The sequence below is a fragment of the Flagellimonas sp. genome, assembly GCF_965222555.1.
GTDB lineage: Bacteria > Bacteroidota > Bacteroidia > Flavobacteriales > Flavobacteriaceae > Flagellimonas.
In genome coordinates this window covers 704,063-723,374 of the sequence record NZ_CBDCUG010000005.1, presented here as the reverse complement: position 1 = coordinate 723,374, position 19,312 = coordinate 704,063, and the positions used below count along the sequence as shown (strand labels likewise).

13 protein-coding genes are annotated in these 19,312 nt (G+C 39.6%); 11 read left to right on the top strand and 2 right to left on the bottom strand.

All coding sequences use genetic code 11. From position 1 onward, the window contains the following. Positions 1–3: 3 nt before the first annotated feature. Positions 4–2,247, bottom strand: a complete 2,244-nt coding sequence (locus ACOQO1_RS11660) for a GH92 family glycosyl hydrolase (protein ID WP_420603053.1) — start codon at positions 2,245–2,247, stop codon at positions 4–6. A 228-nt stretch (positions 2,248–2,475) separates the two neighbouring features. On the opposite strand from ACOQO1_RS11660, the gene ACOQO1_RS11655 reads away from it, so the two are divergent. The 7 genes from ACOQO1_RS11655 (at position 2,476) to ACOQO1_RS11625 (ending at position 12,203) form a co-directional block, all read left to right on the top strand. After that, positions 2,476–3,561, top strand: a complete 1,086-nt coding sequence (locus ACOQO1_RS11655; protein WP_420603052.1) for a sensor histidine kinase — start codon at positions 2,476–2,478, stop codon at positions 3,559–3,561. After that, entirely contained in the window at positions 3,558–4,274 is a 717-nt protein-coding gene (locus ACOQO1_RS11650) for a LytR/AlgR family response regulator transcription factor (RefSeq protein WP_420603051.1), read from the top strand. Before ACOQO1_RS11655 ends, ACOQO1_RS11650 begins: the two co-directional genes overlap by 4 nt. Positions 4,275–4,410: 136 nt before the next feature. Beyond that, positions 4,411–6,768, top strand: a complete 2,358-nt coding sequence (locus ACOQO1_RS11645; protein WP_420603050.1) for a PSD1 and planctomycete cytochrome C domain-containing protein — start codon at positions 4,411–4,413, stop codon at positions 6,766–6,768. A 2-nt stretch (positions 6,769–6,770) separates the two neighbouring features. Continuing rightward, positions 6,771–8,261, top strand: coding sequence for a DUF1501 domain-containing protein (locus ACOQO1_RS11640; protein WP_420603049.1), 1,491 nt, complete (start codon positions 6,771–6,773; stop codon positions 8,259–8,261). Continuing rightward, on the top strand, positions 8,258–9,295 hold the full coding sequence (locus ACOQO1_RS11635; protein ID WP_420603048.1) for a 6-bladed beta-propeller: 1,038 nt from the start codon (positions 8,258–8,260) through the stop codon (positions 9,293–9,295). Before ACOQO1_RS11640 ends, ACOQO1_RS11635 begins: the two co-directional genes overlap by 4 nt. A gap of 35 nt (positions 9,296–9,330) precedes the next feature. Next, entirely contained in the window at positions 9,331–10,146 is an 816-nt protein-coding gene (locus tag ACOQO1_RS11630) for a chitobiase/beta-hexosaminidase C-terminal domain-containing protein (protein ID WP_420603047.1), read from the top strand. 11 nt (positions 10,147–10,157) lie between these two features. Next, entirely contained in the window at positions 10,158–12,203 is a 2,046-nt protein-coding gene (locus tag ACOQO1_RS11625; protein WP_420603046.1) for a DUF2231 domain-containing protein, read from the top strand. Positions 12,204–12,222: 19 nt separating this feature from the next. On the opposite strand, the gene ACOQO1_RS11620 is transcribed toward ACOQO1_RS11625, so the two are convergent. Beyond that, positions 12,223–13,203, bottom strand: a complete 981-nt coding sequence (locus ACOQO1_RS11620) for a TolB family protein (protein WP_420603045.1) — start codon at positions 13,201–13,203, stop codon at positions 12,223–12,225. A 251-nt stretch (positions 13,204–13,454) separates the two neighbouring features. Between ACOQO1_RS11620 and ACOQO1_RS11615 the strand changes: the two genes are divergently transcribed. The 4 genes from ACOQO1_RS11615 to ACOQO1_RS11600 all read left to right on the top strand — a co-directional run bounded on the left by ACOQO1_RS11615 (position 13,455) and on the right by ACOQO1_RS11600 (position 19,258). Continuing rightward, complete coding sequence (locus ACOQO1_RS11615; RefSeq protein ID WP_420603044.1) at positions 13,455–14,768, top strand: gluconate:H+ symporter; 1,314 nt, start codon at positions 13,455–13,457, stop codon at positions 14,766–14,768. Between the two features lie 9 nt (positions 14,769–14,777). Then, positions 14,778–15,245 (top strand): RidA family protein, encoded by a 468-nt coding sequence (locus tag ACOQO1_RS11610; protein ID WP_420603043.1) that lies wholly within the window; start codon positions 14,778–14,780, stop codon positions 15,243–15,245. Between the two features lie 42 nt (positions 15,246–15,287). Further along, positions 15,288–16,352, top strand: a complete 1,065-nt coding sequence (locus ACOQO1_RS11605; RefSeq protein ID WP_420603042.1) for a dipeptidase — start codon at positions 15,288–15,290, stop codon at positions 16,350–16,352. A gap of 149 nt (positions 16,353–16,501) precedes the next feature. Beyond that, positions 16,502–19,258, top strand: a complete 2,757-nt coding sequence (locus ACOQO1_RS11600; RefSeq protein WP_420603041.1) for a Two component regulator three Y domain-containing protein — start codon at positions 16,502–16,504, stop codon at positions 19,256–19,258. Positions 19,259–19,312 lie beyond the last annotated feature (54 nt).

The following is a 19,312-nucleotide window of genomic DNA, read 5'->3' as shown; positions in this document are numbered from 1 at the left end:
TAATTATGTACCCCAGTTTTCATTCGGATTTGGCCCCATTTCAAATTCCAATGTTCCTCCATCCATTAGTTCCTTATGTGTGATATAGGTTCGCTGAAGCGACTTTCCATTTAGTTTTACCGATTGAATGTATTTGTTGGTCGCTGAGGTGTTTTCTGCTTTAATGACAAAACTTTTGGTATTCGAAACTGCTATAGTTGCCTTTTTAAATAGAGGGCTGCCCAATTCATATTGTCCTGATGCCGGATTCATGGGATAAAACCCCAAAGAACTGAAAACATACCAAGCCGACATTTGCCCGCAGTCTTCATTACCACTTAAACCATCTGGTTTTGTGCTGTATTGGGTGTCTAAAATTTCCCTGACCCACTTTTGCGTTTTCCAAGGCTTATTTGCCTTGTTGAACATATAGGCAATATGGTGGCTAGGTTCATTGCCATGCGCATATTGTCCCACTAATCCGGAAATATCTACGGAGATATTATCACCTGATATTTCTGAATTTTCCGTAAAAAGTTGTTCCAACTTGTTTGCAAAAGCATCATTTCCACCGTGCAAATCAATAAAACTTGAAACATCGTGCAGTACAAACCAACTATGTTGCCATGCATTTCCCTCAGTATAATCTGTATGTTCTCTATGGTTTGAATGTTTGGGGTCAAACGGTTCGTTCCAGCTTTTTCCATCCGTAGATTTCCCCCTCATAAATCCGGTCTCGGCATCAAAAAGGTATTTAAAAGCATTGGAGCGATTTATAAAATAGGTGTAATCTTCATCCTTCCCCAAGGCTTTGGCCATTTGGGCCACACACCAGTCATTATACGCAAATTCTAGACTTATGGTTACTGATTCATCCAATTCGGTATAAGGTATATATCCATATTCCCTGTATGGTTTTAACCCTCTAATATCGCCCATCATGGTGTTGCGAACAGCTTGGTAGGCCTTTTCAACATCATAATCCCTAATTCCCTTTAAAAATACCTCGGCAATAACGGATACTCCGTGGTTGCCGGTCATGGTATTGGTTTCATTGCCGTACAATGTCCAAACGGGTAATCTACCCTGTTCGTCGTAGTAGGCAAGCATGGACTGTACAATATCGTTCATTCTATTTGGTTGTAGAATATTCAATAATGGATTTTCTGCCCTAAAGGTGTCCCAAAGGGATAATGTGGAATAGGCGTTCCATCCGGCTGTTTGTACAATGCTGTCGTTTTGTAATCGGAACTGTCCGTTGGTGTCACTAAAGCGCACTGGGGCAACATGAGTGTGGTACAATGCTGTGTAAAAAATGGTTTTTAGGGAATCATGTGGAGTTTCAACCTTAATTTTGGAAAGCAACTCCTCCCAAGTTTTTCCAGTTTTGTCTTTTACTTCATTAAAAGATTTGGAAGTGCCATGTTTGCTTAAATTTTCTTTAGCATTGGAAATACTTACGGAAGACAGCGCAATTTTTAGTTCAACAGTTTCCAAATCATTATCAAAAAAGAATTGTCCACCTGTTTTTGCTCCAGCCGTGGTTTTACCATTTTCCAGTGATTTGCCCTCAGCAACGAAAATGGAGTTTACAATTGGAACCGAAGATTCAATAGCAAAAAAGACTTTTTGATTTTTTGCCCAGCCAGTACTGTGCCGATAGCCAACCAATAGCTTTTTATTTTCTATGGTAATGGAACTTTCCATTGGTCTGTCCCAATTAACCGCATATCCCAAATCAACAATAAAAGATGGTGTCTCATCAGGCCGATAGGTGTATTTATGAAAGGACACATAATCATTGGCGGTAAGTTCAACATCAACATTGTTGTCTTCTAGGTGTACCTTATAATATCCCGGAGAAGCAATTTCGTTGGAATGTGAGAATCGAGAGGTATATGGCAAACTATCCTTTGGATTGCCAAATTTGGTCACATCAATAGGTTTTGTGGTTGGCATTAGCAAAACGTCGGCTAAGTCCCCAATCCCAGTCCCACTGAGGTGTATCTGTGCAAAACCTGAAATAATGGAATCGGTAATGTGATATCCTGAACACCAATCCCATCCTGCAGTACCGTTATCCGGACTAGGTTGTACCATGCCAAAAGGAGCGGTGGCGCCTGGAAAAGTGTGTCCATGTCCACCAGTTCCTATAAATGGATCAACGTATGAGGTAAGGTTTTTAGTGATATTGTTCGTCTTTTCTTCTTTACAAGAGTAGTTTAAGATGAGCATCAGTAAAAAGAAAGGAAAAGTACGTTTGCTCATTAGTCCTGTAGATTAATAGGGGTATTTTTTATACTTTTCCTCAAAATATATTCAGTTTTCTTATCCTTGAATAGAAAGCAGGTCGGCGAATTCAATGGTTGTGGTTGGTTGCAATTGTATACCTAAATATTTATAATTTTATCCTGTAGAGGAATAAAATTAGACCAACAACCAGCCATAAAAGCTAAACAGCAGAAAAACCGTACAAACAAATAATCTTATAAATCAATGTATATAAATGATAAACTGGATGAGCTTTTAAATGCTGAACCCGTCAGACATTACAGTATTACTTATAAACATCATGTAATTTTTTGGGTTATCTATTTTTTGCTCAACACCTTGCGGTGGGGAAGTATACACAATGATTTTGGGTTGTCTTTGAAAACCAACTTAATAGGGTTTCCAATCCATATTGCGCTTGCATACTTCAATATTTATTTTTTAATGCCCAAATATGTGTATACCAGGAAGTATGTGACCTATGCAGTGCTTATTCTGGCAAGTCTTTTTGCCATGCTGGTGCTAAAATTCAATCTTACCTACTATTTGGTGAGTACCAATGTTATGCCAGAGAGTTCAGAGCATACAGATAGTATTACGCTTAGTTATGCTTTTACTACAATGTTTGGAGAACTTTATGTGGTTGCCTTTGCCACTGCTATTAAAATCACTGTGGATTGGTTACGGGAACACAGTAAGCTCCATGATCTTGAAAAAAGGCAGCTTACTACGGAGTTGAAGTTCTTGCGGTCACAGGTTTCCCCTCATTTTTTCTTTAATACGCTAAACAATATTTATTCGCTAACCTTGGAAAAGTCTAATAAAGCTCCCGAAGTAATTCTAAAATTATCCGCTTTGATGCGCTATTTGCTGTATGCCACCCGTAAACGCAAGCAGGACCTTAAAAGTGAAATAGATTGCATTCAAAATTATATTGATTTGGAGAGGATAAGATTTAATGATTCACTTAGAATTGATATTGGAATTTCGGGAGATCTGGAAAACAAGACCATTGCTCCCATGTTGTTGGTGCCTTTAATTGAAAATTGTTTTAAACATGGTGCCAGCAAGAATATTGGAGATATGTACATAGCCATTGAAATCAACGTTACAGATGATTTTTTGTATTTCAATGTATCTAATACAATCCCAAAAAATGATGCAGATAGCAAATTGGCAACAAGAGGTGGAGGTATTGGGCTGTCCAATGTGAAAAAGCGCTTGGAATTGGGATACAATCCCGAAGATTATGAACTTTCTATCTTTGAAAAGGAAAATATGTTTCATGTAGATTTAGAATTGAAAGTATGAGGGAGTTGAGAGTAATAATTATTGATGATGAACCTTTGGCGATCAATGTGCTAAAGAACTATGCAGAGCAGGTGAAGCAGTTGCAATTGGTCCAGACCTTTTCCAATGCTGTTGATGCCTCGGCGTTTTTGCAGGAAAATGAAGTGGATATCATTTTTTTGGATATAAACATGCCCATTTTGGATGGTTTAAAATTCCTGGAAACTCTTAATGTTTCTCCAATGATCGTTATTACCACCGCTCATGAGGAATATGCTTTGAAGAGCTTTGAATTGGAAGTGATTGACTATTTAGTGAAACCTATTCCTTTTCCAAGGTTTTTGAAGACAATCAATAGAATCATTAGTCTAAAACAAGGTGCCTCATCTTCCGGAAGCCAGACGGCAAACGAGAATCCAAGTATTTTTGTCAAAATTGATAAAAAGAAGCTGCAAAAGATTTTTATAGATGAAATTGTGGTTGTGGAAAGTCTCAAAGACTATATCAGAATCAAGACAACTTCTGCCAAATATATTATTCATAAGACGTTGGGCAGCTTTACGGATGAGTTGCCATCGGATAAATTCATAAGAATACATAGATCATATACCATTGCCATAGATAAGGTTGAAGCCATTGAAGGAAACAGCCTGGAGGTAGATGGTATTAGGTATACCATTGGGAGAAGCTACCTAAATGAAACCAAGCGTAGAATCTTGAACGACTCCCTCTAATACAAGGTGTAAAATATTGGTTCTAACATTCTTAATGATTGCGTTGATCTTTTCTGATTCGCTATTGGTCGAATTTTTTGATTAGATTTAGGGATATCTGGGTAGTTTAAGAGCTAACAACCTTAAAACCATTCATATGCCTTTCATTTTTCCAGCAAATAGTAAGATGCTGAAAACGGTATACATCGTTCTCTTGTCATGTTGTATTATGAGCTGTAAGGACGGTAAAGGAGAATATGCCAGCATTTCCAAAGAGGAATCCCTAAAACAAATTCCAGACAGCGTTGATTTCTCGTTTCATATAAAACCAATTCTTTCAGATAGATGTTTTGCATGTCATGGCCCCGATAAAAATGCTATTGAAGGAGGACTCTCTTTGAACAAAGCTGAAGATGCCTACGCGGCTATTGGGGAAAACAAGGATAGATTTGCCATTGTTCCCGGTGATTTGGAGAAAAGCGAATTGGTAAAGCGGATATTTGAAGAAGACCCAAATTTAATGATGCCTCCGCCGGAGTCCAACCTTTCATTGTCCAATTATGAGAAAGAACTCCTCAAAAAATGGGTGGCCCAAGGAGCGGTCTATAAAAAGCATTGGGCATTTGTGCCTCCAGAAGAACCGGTAATTCCCCAAATTGAAAATGACCAATGGAGCCAGAATGAAATAGACAAGTTCATTTTAAATAAGTTGGAAACCCAAGGTTTTTCCCCTTCTAAAAAAGCAGAAAAAGAACAGCTCATACGTCGCGTATTTTTTAATATTTCAGGATTACCACCAAGTGTGGAGCAGGTCAACGCTTTTCTAGAAGATGATACCCCCAATGCTTACGAAAAAATTATAGACTCTTTGCTAAATACCACCGCCTATGCAGAATATATGGCTGCAGATTGGATGGATGTAGCAAGATATGCAGATACACATGGGTACCAAGATGACTTTGAACGAATCATGTGGCCATGGAGGGATTGGGTGATCCATGCTTTTGACAAAAATATGCCTTATGACGAGTTTGTCACCTATCAATTGGCCGGTGATCTGCTCCCAAATGCTACAAAAGAATCCATTTTGGCCACAGGGTTCAATAGAAACCATAAAATTACAGCGGAAGGAGGGGTGATTCCAGAGGAATATCGCATTGAATATGTGGAGGATCGTACCATAACTTTCGGGACAGCTTTTTTGGGGATGACCATGGAATGTGCCAGATGCCATGACCATAAATATGACCCCTTGACCCAGAAAGACCACTTTCAGCTTTTTGGTTTTTTCAACAATGTTGATGAGGATGGGCTTATGCCCAATTCACGGGTAATTCCAAAACCTTATATGACCATTTCCAAGGAAGATGCCGAGGGAGTTTTGAGTTTTGTGAACATGACGGGCAATTCTATGCCAAAAGTGGATGTAATGGTGATGCAGGAAATGCCTAAACCCAGAGAAACCTTTATTCTAAACAGAGGAGTTTACGATCAACCTACAGATCAGGTTTTTCCGGAGACCCCAGCGGCTATTTTACCGTTTCCTGAGGAGTTTCCAAAGAACAGATTGGGATTGTCAAAATGGTTGTTCCACAGGGATAACCCTTTAACAGCCCGAGTAGCTGTAAATCGTGTTTGGCAAAGAATGTTTGGTAAAGGCTTGGTGGAGAGTTCCTACGATTTTGGAAATCAAGGCGCGTTGCCTTCTCATCCGGAGCTATTGGACTTTTTGGCCATCAAGTTTATGGAAGATGGCTGGGACCTTAAGCAAATTATGAAATACATGGCGATGTCCGCTACCTATCAACAAAGTAGTGAAATATCTGAGGAAATGGCTGAGAAAGACCCTGAGAACACTTATTTGTCAAGAGCTTCAAGGTTGCGATTGAGCGCTGAGATGATTCGGGACCAAGCGTTGAAGATCAGTGAACTTTTGAATGCTGAAGTTGGTGGGCCCAGTGTAAAACCTTATCAACCCGAAGGAATTTGGGAAGAGACCACCGGAGGTGGGGGAGGAAGCACTTCTACCTATGTTCAAAGTTCAGGTAAGGACCTTTACAGAAAAAGCCTTTATACATTTTGGAAACGAACCGTTCCACCACCAAGTATGATGACTTTTGATGCCTCTTCCAGGGATTTGTGTACGGTAAAACGTCAAGAAACCAATACCCCATTGCAGGCTTTGGTGCTTTTGAATGACCCTCAGCTTATTGAAGCATCGCGAGCTTTGGCCTATAAGGCCATTGGAGTAGTTGGGCAGGAACCTATGAATCAAATCCAATATATTTTTCAGAATGCTACTTCAAGAAAACCCAATGAAGAAGAGCTTCAGATTTTGAATAAGCTGTATTTGGATGCACTTCAGAAAGTAGAAACCGGAGAAATCGTTCCTGAAGAATACCTGTCCATTGGTGAGTTTTCCGTAACAGCCGATATTCCATCAAAGCAAATAACTGCATTGGCTTTGACTGCGCATACCATACTAAACTTAGACGAAACCATTTCAAGAGGATAAAAATGAGCGAAAAGAAAATAATAGCGGACAATGCAATTAACCTTAACAGAAGATCTTTTTTAGGGAAATCTGCTCTTGGAGTTGGCGGAATAGCTCTTGGGTCTTTGTTGGGGTGCAATTTTTATAGGAAGGAAGGTAACCTCATCACCAAAGCGGATAATCCTATGGGGATAAAGGGAATTTTGAATTCTCCGCACCATCCGGCCAAAATAAAAAGGGTAATCTACCTGTTTCAAAGTGGTGGACCGTCCCAATTGGAGCTTTTTGATTACAAACCTTTGCTCAATGAACGAAGAGGTGAGGATTTGCCCGAATCCATTCGCAATGGACAACGCTTAACGGGAATGACCTCTGGTCAAGATCGTTTTCCCTTGGTAGGTTCCAATTTTGGATTTCAACAACATGGAAAAAATGGGGCGTGGATCAGTGATTTGTTGCCTTATACGGCCAAAATAGCAGATGAGCTGTGTATTATAAAATCAATGTATACCGAAGCAATAAACCATGACCCGGCAGTTACCTTTTTTCAAACAGGATCGCAGCAACCGGGTAGGCCTAGCATAGGTTCTTGGTTGAGCTATGGCCTAGGAAGCGAAAATGAAAATTTGCCCGCATTTACCGTACTATTGTCCCGAGGTACAGGAAGACCCAGTGGACAACCATTGTATACTCGATTATGGGGTAACGGATTTCTACATTCCCTACATCAAGGTGTACAGTTTAGGGCAGCGAAAGACCCGGTACTTTATTTGAACGACCCTAAAGGCATTTCCAAAGAAACCAAGCGAACCATTTTGGATAATTTGGCCGAACTCAATGAAAAACAATACAAAGAATTTGGCGATGAAGAAATTCAAAGTAGGATAGCACAATATGAAATGGCCTATAGGATGCAGACATCCGTTCCCGAGGTCATGAATACAGAAAAAGAGCCGGACTACATCTATAAGATGTATGGCGCGGATGCTAAGATTCCAGGGACCTATGCTGCCAATTGCCTGTTGGCAAGAAGGTTGGCAGAACAGGATGTGCGTTTTATCCAACTTTATCATATGGGTTGGGATCAACACGATAACCTGCCCGGAGCCATTGAAAAGCAGGCAAAAGATGTAGACCAAGCCTCAGCTGCTTTGGTGGCCGACCTTAAACAGAGAGGTATGTTGGAAGATACTTTGATTGTCTGGGGAGGTGAATTTGGTAGGACTAATTACTCTCAGGGAATACTGACAGATGAAAGTTATGGCAGGGATCACCATCCGCGCTGCTTTAGTATGTGGTTGGCCGGTGGAGGGGTTAAACCCGGAATTGTTTACGGCGAGACAGATGACTTTGGATATAACATTGTGGAAAACCCGGTACACGTGCATGATTTTCAGGCCACTATGTTGCATCTTTTAGGAATTGACCATGAGCGACTTACCTATAAATATCAGGGAAGAAGATTTAGACTCACCGATGTTGAAGGACATGTGGTAAAAGATATATTGACATGATGCAACGCAGAAAATTTATTGAAAAAAGCTGTTTGGCCACGGCGGGTCTTATGTCGATAAGTGGAATGCCCTTTTCAAAAAGAGCACTTAAAGATGTGGTTATAGGGCATGGGGATTATCAATACAAGGTAGATGTAAATTGGGGCAAACTCAATAGTGAACGTTTTCCGGTAAAGGATTGCCATGAAATGGTACAGGATGCAAAAGGGAGGATAATTTTGTTGACCAATCACACTAAGAACAATGTGCTCATTTATGATAAATCTGGCAAGTTGCTCCATTCATGGGGAAGTGAATACCCTGGCGCACATGGTTTAACACTTCATGATGAAAATGGAACGGAGTTCCTCTATATCTGCGATAATGAAAGACATGAAGTAATTAAAACCACGCTGGATGGAAAAGTCGTCCGGGTTTTGCCATTTCCAAAGGAAACTGGAAAATATCAAAAAAAGGAAGCGTACATCCCCACAGAGACCGCTATTGCAGAAAATGGGGATATCTATGTGGCCGATGGCTATGGAGCGCAATTTATCACACATTATGATTCCAAAGGGAACATTAAAAATGTGTTCGGAGGTAGGGGAAATGAAGACCATCTGTTCAATAATGCCCATGGCATTTGTATTGATGACCGAAATCCCAATGATCCCATTTTATTGATAACCGCCCGACAGCAAAATAAACTGAAAAGGTTTCAGTTGGATGGGACGTACATAGATTCCATTGATTTGCCCGGAGCTTACATTTGTAGACCGGTAATCCACAATAAAAATGTTTATCTGGCCACCATTTGGTCTGGAGATGGGTCTGAAGGAACCGGGTTTGTTTCCATTTTGGATGAAAACAACAAATTAATTTCCGCTCCGGGAGGAAGCACTCCCACCTATGAAAATGAGCAACTGAATCCCATGCATCAAACTTTGAAGATTTTTAGACATCCCCATGATGTCTGTATTGATGAGGACGAAAATATTTACGTGGCGCAATGGAATTCCTGGAACACCTATCCCATAAAACTGTATCGTGTATGATGGTATGGTTTTATAATGCAATCAACCTAAAGAGAATGTTGAAAAAAGTAAATGGTGTGCTTGCTCTAGTCTTCTTTTCCTGTGTGTCAATGGTATCTTGTCAATCCAAAACCCCGGTTTTTTTAAACACGGACACCATTCAACTGGCAACTCCAAAAATTGAGGTGGATTCCATACTTTTTAAAAACAGTGCTTCCGTAAAAATGGATTTGGCCTACGATGGCGTGACAATTCGATATACCTTGGATGGAAGTTCAGTTACACAAAACACACCAAGTTATGAATCTCCATTGACCATAAATTCAAACGCACAATTGAAAGTAAAGACCTTTCATCCGGATTTTAAACCCAGCGAGGAAGTGGAAATGATAATCCGTAAAATGAAAAAAGACATTTCAAAAGCTGAAATCAGTACGGACCCGGAACCTCATGAGAATTATTATGGGAATGGTTCCAGTACCTTGATTGATGGTCAAAAAGGAACGGTAGCCTTTAGGAATGGCAAAAAATGGCTGGGATTTCAATCTGGCAATGTTGAGGTACATTTAAACTTTCCGGAACCTATTGCACTTGAAAAAGTGATGTTGAGCACGCTTCAAGATCAGGGTGCATGGATTTTTATGCCAGAATCTGTGTCTATTAGTGCCGAGGGGAATTCCGTTGGAGCTGTTGAGGTTCAGAATAGCGATAAAGCAGGTCCGGTTAAAATGAATTTTATTGAGATCCCTGTTCAAAAGGGAAAATATAAAGAATTGATAATCAACATAACTTCTCTAGATGAAATTCCAGAATGGCATCAAGGAAAAGGGACGCTGCCTTGGACTTTTTTGGATGAAATCTTGGTCGAGTAAATACAATATTAATGCAACTAGGAAATCTACATCCATTATTTGTCCATCTGCCTATCGGAATTTTGGTTCTGGCATTCTTGATGGAGCTGTATTATGCAAAAAAACCAGCTCCAAAGGACAATGGGGCCATCTTATTTACTTTGGGAATAGGAGCTTTGAGTGCTTTGTTTTCTGTTGCATCAGGTTGGTTTTTGGGTGATAATGGCGGATATGATGAAGTGCTGTTGTCTAGACATAAATGGATAGCCATTGCATTTACCGTAGGAGCTTTGTTATTGTTTTTTCTGAAGAAATCGACCCAGACAAAGATTCAAAAAGTGTACCTGCCGGTTTTTGTGCTGGTTTTGGTGCTATTGACGTTGACCGGACATTATGGAGGAAGCCTTACACATGGCGAGGACTTTCTATTTCAGGAAAAATATACGGAGCCCGTAATTGAAAATGTGGATGAAGCCAAGGTGTATGCTGAAATTATTCAGCCAATTCTGCAAAAAAAGTGTGTCAGTTGTCATAACAGTAGTAAAGCGAAAGGCGGATTGCTACTCGCATCCAAAAATGATTTGTTAACAGGAGGAGATTCAGGTTCACTTTTGGAAGCTGAAGAGGAGGGAAAGTCTTCATTGTTGATGCATCGCCTATACCTCCCCATTGCCGAAAAAGAACATATGCCTCCCAAAGGAAAGGTGCAGCTCACCTCTGATGAAATACTGTTGTTGGAATGGTGGATGAAAAATGAAAACTGTTTTGATTGCATCACCAAAGATTTACTAGTTGATGATAAACTGGATGGTATTTTGGCATCCTTGGAAAAAGACACTTCATTGAACGCTTTGATCGCTGAAAAGGTTGATGAGGTTCCGACGGAGTATTTGCAATCTCTGGCACAACAAAATATCTCTGCTCAATTGCTTTCGGAAGAAATACCGTTGTTATCGGTGAATTTATCTCACCGTAATGATCTAACGGAAGAAGACTTTGATCTGCTCAAAAAATATAAAGAAAACATTGTTGAGCTGAACTTGGGCTACACCAACCTGGATAATGAATTGGGGAAACAACTCAAAAAGTTTAAACACTTGACCAAGCTCCAGCTTCAGAAAACTCAAATTACAAATGAATTTGTCAGTACTTTGGCAAGTTTTGAATTTTTGGAATCCCTAAATCTGTATGGAGCGGAATTGGATGATTCGGCACTTGAAGCATTTAAAAAATTGGAAAACCTTAAAAACTTGTATGTATGGCAGACCAAGATGTCCAAGGATGGGCTAGCCAAATTTCAAGAGGGGAATAAGTCGGTAATGGTTCAAGGTCAGGTAGCGGATAGTGTTTTTGCTTCAAGTACGTTATCTCCCCCTACAATCCTTACGGATAAAGAAATTTTTATTGATTCCGTTAAGGTGTCCATTGAACAATATTTTGATGGCGCCAAGGTGTATTACATTACGGAGAATTCAAAAAATGACACTGTTCCAAAGGAATATACTGAACCTTTTTATCTTACTGAAACCTCAACCTTACGAGCGTATACAACTTTAGAGGGATGGGAGCCGAGTGAAATGAGTACTGGAGATTTTTTGAAAAGTAGGGTGGAAGTGGCCAATGTTTCTTTGGCCCGATTACCGCATCCTAAATATAAAGCTCAAGGAGGAAAGACCCTTATGGACCTAAAACGAGGCACAACAAATTTTGTGGACGGGAGCTGGTTGGGGTATGAAAGTGAGCATATGACCGCAACAATTGAGTTTAAGGAGCAGACTACAATATCCAATGTTTCGGTCGGAAGTCTTTCCATACCCAACAATTGGATTTTCTTTCCAGTGGGGTATACCGTTTGGGGTTCTACAGATGGAAATACTTTTAACAAGATTAAGACGGTCAAGTTGGGCATTCAAGAACCATCGGTCATTCAAGAACGAAAAGCATTTAATATCGATTTTGACCCTATTTCCCTTAAGAAAGTAAGGTTGCTGGTAGAAAGTCCATTAAAAAACCCAGATTGGCATGCCGTACCCGGTGGAAACAGTTTTATCTTTTTGGATGAATTGGTGTTTAATTAAAATCTTGTAACCAGAAACTTCAATCCAAGTCCATTAGCTTCTTTAAACTGATGCGATAAATATCTCCCGAACCATTTTTTGGATTGGAAAGAGCATCTTTAAATGTTTTAAAGTCAGTGGTGTTCTCAACACCTACACGATTACTGCTGAAGTAAAAGTTGTTATTTTCAAAATCTATGAAAGGACAAAAATCCAATCCAGTGGAATTTACGGTTGGCCCCAAATTTTTTGCTTTTCCCCAGTTACCCAAGGAATCCAAAACACTCATATATAGATCACCACCTCCTAGACCATCATCACGACCATACGAGCTGAATACCAGAATGTCCTCATTGGGAGAAATGAAGGCGTTGAATTCATAGGTTTTGGAATTGACCGTAGTGTCCAAAGGAACAGGATTTGCATAGGAACCGTTTTCAAATGCACTTACATAAATGTCCTCTGTTCCTGGCCCTTCAGGTTTAATGGCGGTAAAGTATAGATTCCCATTTTTACTTACCGAGGGATAGAATTCGTTGCCCGGGGTATTGATATTTTCCCCTAACGGATTGGGTTCTCCCCAACCATTTTCGGTTTTATCCATTACCCAAATGTTATAATCGGTTCTGGTGGAATCTGCATCCATTGGCCTATCGGAACAAAAAAAGAATTTGCTGCCATCTGGAGAGATAAACGGCTCAATGTCATTGTATATACCAGAGAAAGAGGCGATATTTTGGGAATTCCAATCGGCATTACTTTTACTTACTTTAATTATGGCTCTCTTGGCATCATTATGTGAGCCAAGTGTGTAGTAAAGCTCATTTTTATCAGGTGTGATGGCCAAATCTCTTTCATGTAGTCCAGTAGAGATTAATCCATTGGCGAAAATCTCCAATTCATTTGGTGATTTTTCAAGATTAATTTTGATGGATTCGCCAGCATGATCGGCCTCATTTTTAGTATGACAGGCCAGTAACCCCAAAACAGTAAGAAAAAGAAGGTGTTTTTTTAAGTCCATTGGAATAATTCTTTTTGATTGATGTTGCCAAAAAGATACATATAATTAATAAGTGATGGTTTAATTTTTGAATGACAGGATTTTTAGGGGGACTTCATTTTATTGTAAACATGGACTTTTTGCAAAAAGTGAGCAGTTTTAGTAAGGAACATCACAATATTTATATCTTTTGATAATAATCACCCTATTTTCATTGATGATTTTTTAGTCTTGAATCCTTACATTTACGAACAACCAATACTCAAACGTTTATGCCCATTGTTTTTGTAATAATTGGAATCCTCCTATTATTTCTTCTCATCGCAAAATTTAAGCTCAATGCTTTTCTTTCCTTTATAATTGTTTGCCTTTTTGTCGGGATATCCCAGAATATGAACTTGGACGCTCTTGTTAAAGCTATCCAAGCAGGTATAGGGAATACTCTTGGTTTTTTGGTCCTTATTTTAGGGTTGGGAGCCATGTTGGGCAAATTGGTGGCCGATAGTGGCGCCGCCCAACGGATTACCACCAAACTAGTGTCGTGGTTCGGGGTCAAATATGTGCAGTGGGCCGTGGTCTTGACCGGCTTTATCGTTGGTATTCCTATGTTTTATTCGGTTGGTTTCGTGATATTGATTCCTTTGGTGTTTACCATTGCAATGTCCACGGGTTTGCCCTTGTTGTATGTTGGCTTACCCATGCTTACGTCATTATCCGTTACACATGGATACTTGCCGCCTCACCCTGCTCCTACGGCCATTGCAGCCATGTTCAATGCCAATATTGGAAAAACACTTTTGTACGGTATTATCATCGCAATACCAGCAATTGTAATTGCAGGGCCATTATTCGCTAGGACTATCAAAAATATTGAAGCTAAGCCACTTAAAGAATTTTACAACCCAGTTGTCATTAAAGAAGAAGATTTGCCAAGTATGGCGTCCAGTATATTGAGTGCCTTATTGCCCATACTGTTAATTGGTGTTGCAATAGCAGCAGAGCAATTTCTGGAAGAAGGCAACATTAGAAATATTTTAAGCTTTTTGGGCAATCCTGTCATTGCCATGCTGATTTCAGTTTTGGTCGCCATTTATACATTAGGGCTTTCTCGGGGCAAGAAAATGAAAGAGTTGATGGATTCTTTGTCAGTCTCTGTATCCAGTATTACAATGATTCTATTGATTATTGCAGGAGCAGGGGCATTAAAAGAAGTTTTGGTAGACAGTGGTGTCAGCAACTACATAGCGGACCAGTTGAAAGGCTCTAGTATATCCCCATTGGTTTTGGCATGGTTGATTGCAACGGCTATCCGAGTTTGTGTTGGCTCTGCTACGGTTGCTGGATTGACAGCGGCAGGGATTGTACTGCCTTTGGCATCAGGAACGGGTGTGAGCACCGAACTTATGGTATTGGCCATTGGTTCAGGAAGTCTTATGCTGTCCCATGTAAACGATACGGGGTTTTGGATGTTCAAGGAATATTTTAATCTTTCCGTAAAAGAAACGCTCTCTACCTGGACGGTTATGGAGACCATGGTTGGTGTAATAGGGTTATTGGGAGTGCTTGCACTAAACGCATTTATATAATTTAAAGAAATGGATAAATTATCTTCAGAAAGAATCAAAGAATTAGGATTGGAATTTCCTCCGGCACCCAAACCAGTTGGGGTTTATAGACCATTATTGGTGGTCGATAATTTTTTGTACATCTCCGGACAAGGACCAATTAAAATGGATGGGACGCTTATGATCGGACGTGCAGGGGATGATCTAAACGAAGATCAGGCAAAATTGGCGGCCCGTCAAGTGGGTTTGACAATGCTTTCGACCATACAAACACATTTTGGCAGCTTGGATAAAATAAAAAGAGTGGTGAAAGTTTTGGGAATGGTCAATTCTACCCCAGACTTCGGAAGGCAACCTTATGTTGTAAACGGATTCAGTGAGCTTATGGCAGATGTCTTTGGCAAAGAAAATGGAATTGGGGTTAGAAGTGCTGTTGGGATGATGTTGCCCGACAATATTCCTGTTGAAGTGGAAGCCATGTTTGAACTTCATCCATAATCAAAGAAATTAACCCAAGTTTTACTAAAAAAACATTGAACTATGTTCGTTTTTGATGCTCATTTAGATCTTGCCATGAATGCCTTGGAATGGAATAGGGATTTAAGATGGACCGTTGAGGAGATTAGAAAGAGTGAAAAAGGGATGACCGATAAACCTGATAGGGAAAAAAATACGGTGTCCTTGCCTGCAATGCGAAAAGGTAATGTCGGTCTTTGTGTTGCCACCCAGATTGCCCGCTATGTAAAAAAAGGAAGTAAGCTGCCTGGTTGGAATTCTCCACATCAAGCTTGGGCCCAGACCCAGGGTCAATTGACATGGTACAAGGCCATGGAGGAAATTGGCGAAATGGCCCAGATTACAAACCTAGATCAGCTAAAAAGACATCTAGAGCTATGGAAAAATGAGGATGACAAAAAGCCAATTGGATATATTCTAAGCCTTGAAGGAGCAGATTCAATCGTTACAATGGGGCATTTGGAAAAATCATATGAAACGGGGCTAAGAGCTATAGGTCCTGCACATTATGGTCCGGGCACATATGCCCATGGAACCGACTCTGTCGGGGGGATTGGACACAGAGGCAGGGAACTGCTCAAAAAAATAGAAGAGCTCAATCTAATTTTAGATGCTACACATTTGTGTGATATGAGCTTTTGGGAAACTATGAAGGTATACAACGGCCCAGTTTGGGCAAGTCACAACAATTGTCGCAAGTTTGTAGATCACAATAGGCAATTTGCCGATGAGCAGATTAAAGAACTCATTAACAGGAAAGCTGTTATTGGAATTGCTCTGGATGCGTGGATGATGGTCCCAAATTGGGTTAGGGGAGAATCGACCCCAAAAGAAATGGGCGTTACTCTAAACCAAATGGTGGATAATATAGATCATATATGCCAACTAGCTGGTAATTCCTTACATGTGGGAATAGGTACCGATCTTGACGGTGCATTTGGTAAAGAGCAAAGTCCAGATGACTTGGATACCATAGCCGATTTGCAAAAAGTACCCTCTTTATTGGCTCAAAAAGGATATGCCAAAAGCGATATTGATAATATTATGCACCTCAACTTCATAAACTTTCTGGAAAGGACGTGGAGTTGAATATTGAAAGGGGTTGATCTTTCACAATTTACTTGTGTCTCGATGTAAGAATCCAATTGGAAATTGTAGAAACAATCTCACACACTTAATGGCCATAGTTTTGTATATTGATTTGAGATAATATATTCTTCAGTTAAGGAATGTAAACAATGTTGAAGCCTATAAAAGTTGCTATCCTTTTTCTTCTTCTTCTTCCGGTAATTGTACACGGGCAAAATTTACTTCCACCTATATATAATTACAAGCCCATAGAATATAAAGGGGCAAGCAAGAATTGGGGACTGGCCGTTAATGATATCGGAGAACTCTTTGTTGCCAACAATATGGGATTGCTCTATTTTAACGGTGAAAAATGGAGCCTTAGTAGATTGCCCAATAACACAATTATCCGATCGGTTGCTTGTGTAAACGATAGAATTTATACTGGGTCTTATGAGGAATTTGGCTTCTGGAAAAAAAATGAAATAGGCATTCCGGAATATACTTCCTTAACACACCTCATCAAGGATCACACATTTACAAGTGAAGAATTTTGGGAGATTCTTCCCATTGGCAATAAGGTTATATTCAGATCTTTTCCGTCAATTTATGTATATGAGGACAACAACATTACAGTAGTAGATCCTCCCGAGATTATTTCAGATATCATTGCCTATCAGGACAAGGTTATTGTCGCAGCAGGAACGGATGGTCTTTTTGAACTTAAGGACGATGGTCTTGTTTCTATGGAAAATCAGGAACTGTTGAAGGGAAAAACGGTTACGGATATGATTGCAATGGATGATGCATTATTGATTGGAACCAAACTAAACGGATGTTATTGGTTTAACGGTTCAACTTTGGAAGCATGGAACGCCAAGGTGAATAATGAACTGAAAATGCATCAACTTAATAAAATGTACAACCTTACCACGGGTAAAATTGCTTTTGGAACCATTAAAAATGGCGTGTACCTTTTTGACCCTGTAAAGAAAACATCGCAAATACTTAATCGAGAATCTGGACTTCAAAATAATACTGTTCTGTCCTTGTTCCAATTTAATGATCAATTGTGGTTGGGTTTGGATAATGGAATAGCCCGCGTAAAGCTGAACAATCCCATGACCTATTTTACGGACTATTATGGCACATTGGGAATGGTATATGACATGGCTTTTTATAAAGAAAAGCTATATGTGGGCAGCAATACTGGCATATTTTATTTTGAGGACAACCAATTAATATTTGTAGAAGGGTCACAGGGACATGTTTGGGATCTTGAAATAGTAGAAGGAGACCTGCTGTGTGGTCACAACACAGGAACATTTAAAATCAACAATGGGGTTCTAGAGAGAATATCCAACTTTTCTGGAGGGTACGAGATCAAGAAAATTCCAGAGCAAAGTTCAAAGTATATACAGGGAACTTATAATGGTTTAGTAAAATATAGTAAAGATAAAGACGGCTCATGGGAGGTAAATAGAGTAAGCGAGATTGATTTCCCTGTAAAACAGTTATGTTTTGAAACAGCCAACATTCTTTGGGTTGCACATCCCTATAAAGGGTTTTATCGGGTTGAGCTCAATGATACTTTTGATGAGGTAATAAGTAAAAAACAATATGATAGTGACAATGCACCAAGCAAGTTCAATGTGAAGGTCTATAACATTAAAAATCAAATTGTTTTCTACAATGAGAATACTTGGTATAAGTATGATCCTATTCTTGACCGAATAACCAATTTTGAAGATTTTCAAAAATTCAATAACAAGGAGCTTCTGTTCTTTGATAACGACCGTTTTTGGTTTGTAGGCAATGGAGACCAAAAAGAAGTTGTCCACACCGACCTAAAAACGGATAGTTTGTTGATTGCAGACCGTCAATTGCGCGAAAGGTTGGTAGCAGATTCGCAGAATATGATAAAAGTAAATGACAGCACGGCATTTATAACACTGAATGATGGATTTGCCAAAATTGACCGAACAGAGTTTCAAAAACAGGTGGATAGTTTCGCTTTGCCCACTCCTATTCTAAATTATATAAAAGATGAGGAGCGCATATATGCCATGAGTGAAGGCTTTCCTGAAATTCCTTACAAACAATCACAACATATCACAATTGAAGTTGCTGCCCCCAAATTGATACAGCCTCGCTACTTTTATGAACTAAGAGGTTCGGATAATTATGAGGCCTATGCGGATGACGGCTTTATTAGCTTCCAGAACCTACCCTTTGGAAGTTACGAGTTCCAAGTGTCTACCGTTGGGATAGATAATGCCATATCCAGTCCCAAGATTGTAAAATTTGATATTGCCCCGCCTTGGTACCTTTCTAATCTTAGTATAACCTTATATGCTCTTGTGGCTATAGGCACAATCTTTCTGATAAGATGGTACAACGCAAGAAAATTGGAGCGTAAGCGAAAAGAATTGGAAAGACAAATGAAAGTTGAACAGGAGGAAAAACTTGCGGCCCTTGAGAAGGAAAAGTTGGCAAAGGAAATCAAGCTTAAACAAAATGAACTGGCAAGCACCACACTTAACATTGCCAAAAAGAATGAAATGATATTGGAATTAAAGAACATGCTTGTACTTAACAAGGAGAAATTTTCGAATTCACAACGCTATAGATCTTTCATTAAAAAACTGAATAACTCCGTAAAGGATACGGAAGATTGGAAGAGATTTGAAGTCAACTTTAAGGAACTGCACGAAGATTTCTTTGAAAGGCTGCTAAAAGAATACCCAACCCTTACTCCAAAGGACCTTAAGTTGTGCGCATACTTAAAAATGAATCTTTCTACAAAAGAAATAGCTCCGTTGATGGCCATCACAATTAGAGGGGTGGAGATACATCGATATCGTCTCAGAAAAAAACTCAGAATAGATAGTTCCAAGAACCTATCAAACTTCCTTATCACCTTTTAAGGTTTGGTATACCTTTACTTTGAGTTCATTGAATAGTTTTTCAAGACTACATCA

Bases quoted from the DNA above. Each gene is read 5' to 3' on its own strand.
- ACOQO1_RS11660 (WP_420603053.1), bottom strand. From the start codon at position 2,247: ATGAGCAAACGTACTTTTCCTTTCTTTTTACTGATGCTCATCTTAAAC.
- ACOQO1_RS11655 (WP_420603052.1), top strand. From the start codon at position 2,476: ATGTATATAAATGATAAACTGGATGAGCTTTTAAATGCTGAACCCGTC.
- ACOQO1_RS11650 (WP_420603051.1), top strand. From the start codon at position 3,558: ATGAGGGAGTTGAGAGTAATAATTATTGATGATGAACCTTTGGCGATC.
- ACOQO1_RS11605 (WP_420603042.1), top strand. From the start codon at position 15,288: ATGTTCGTTTTTGATGCTCATTTAGATCTTGCCATGAATGCCTTGGAA.
- ACOQO1_RS11625 (WP_420603046.1), top strand. From the start codon at position 10,158: ATGCAACTAGGAAATCTACATCCATTATTTGTCCATCTGCCTATCGGA.
- ACOQO1_RS11640 (WP_420603049.1), top strand. From the start codon at position 6,771: ATGAGCGAAAAGAAAATAATAGCGGACAATGCAATTAACCTTAACAGA.
- ACOQO1_RS11645 (WP_420603050.1), top strand. From the start codon at position 4,411: ATGCCTTTCATTTTTCCAGCAAATAGTAAGATGCTGAAAACGGTATAC.
- ACOQO1_RS11620 (WP_420603045.1), bottom strand. From the start codon at position 13,203: ATGGACTTAAAAAAACACCTTCTTTTTCTTACTGTTTTGGGGTTACTG.
- ACOQO1_RS11610 (WP_420603043.1), top strand. From the start codon at position 14,778: ATGGATAAATTATCTTCAGAAAGAATCAAAGAATTAGGATTGGAATTT.
- ACOQO1_RS11615 (WP_420603044.1), top strand. From the start codon at position 13,455: ATGCCCATTGTTTTTGTAATAATTGGAATCCTCCTATTATTTCTTCTC.
- ACOQO1_RS11635 (WP_420603048.1), top strand. From the start codon at position 8,258: ATGATGCAACGCAGAAAATTTATTGAAAAAAGCTGTTTGGCCACGGCG.
- ACOQO1_RS11600 (WP_420603041.1), top strand. From the start codon at position 16,502: ATGTTGAAGCCTATAAAAGTTGCTATCCTTTTTCTTCTTCTTCTTCCG.
- ACOQO1_RS11630 (WP_420603047.1), top strand. From the start codon at position 9,331: ATGTTGAAAAAAGTAAATGGTGTGCTTGCTCTAGTCTTCTTTTCCTGT.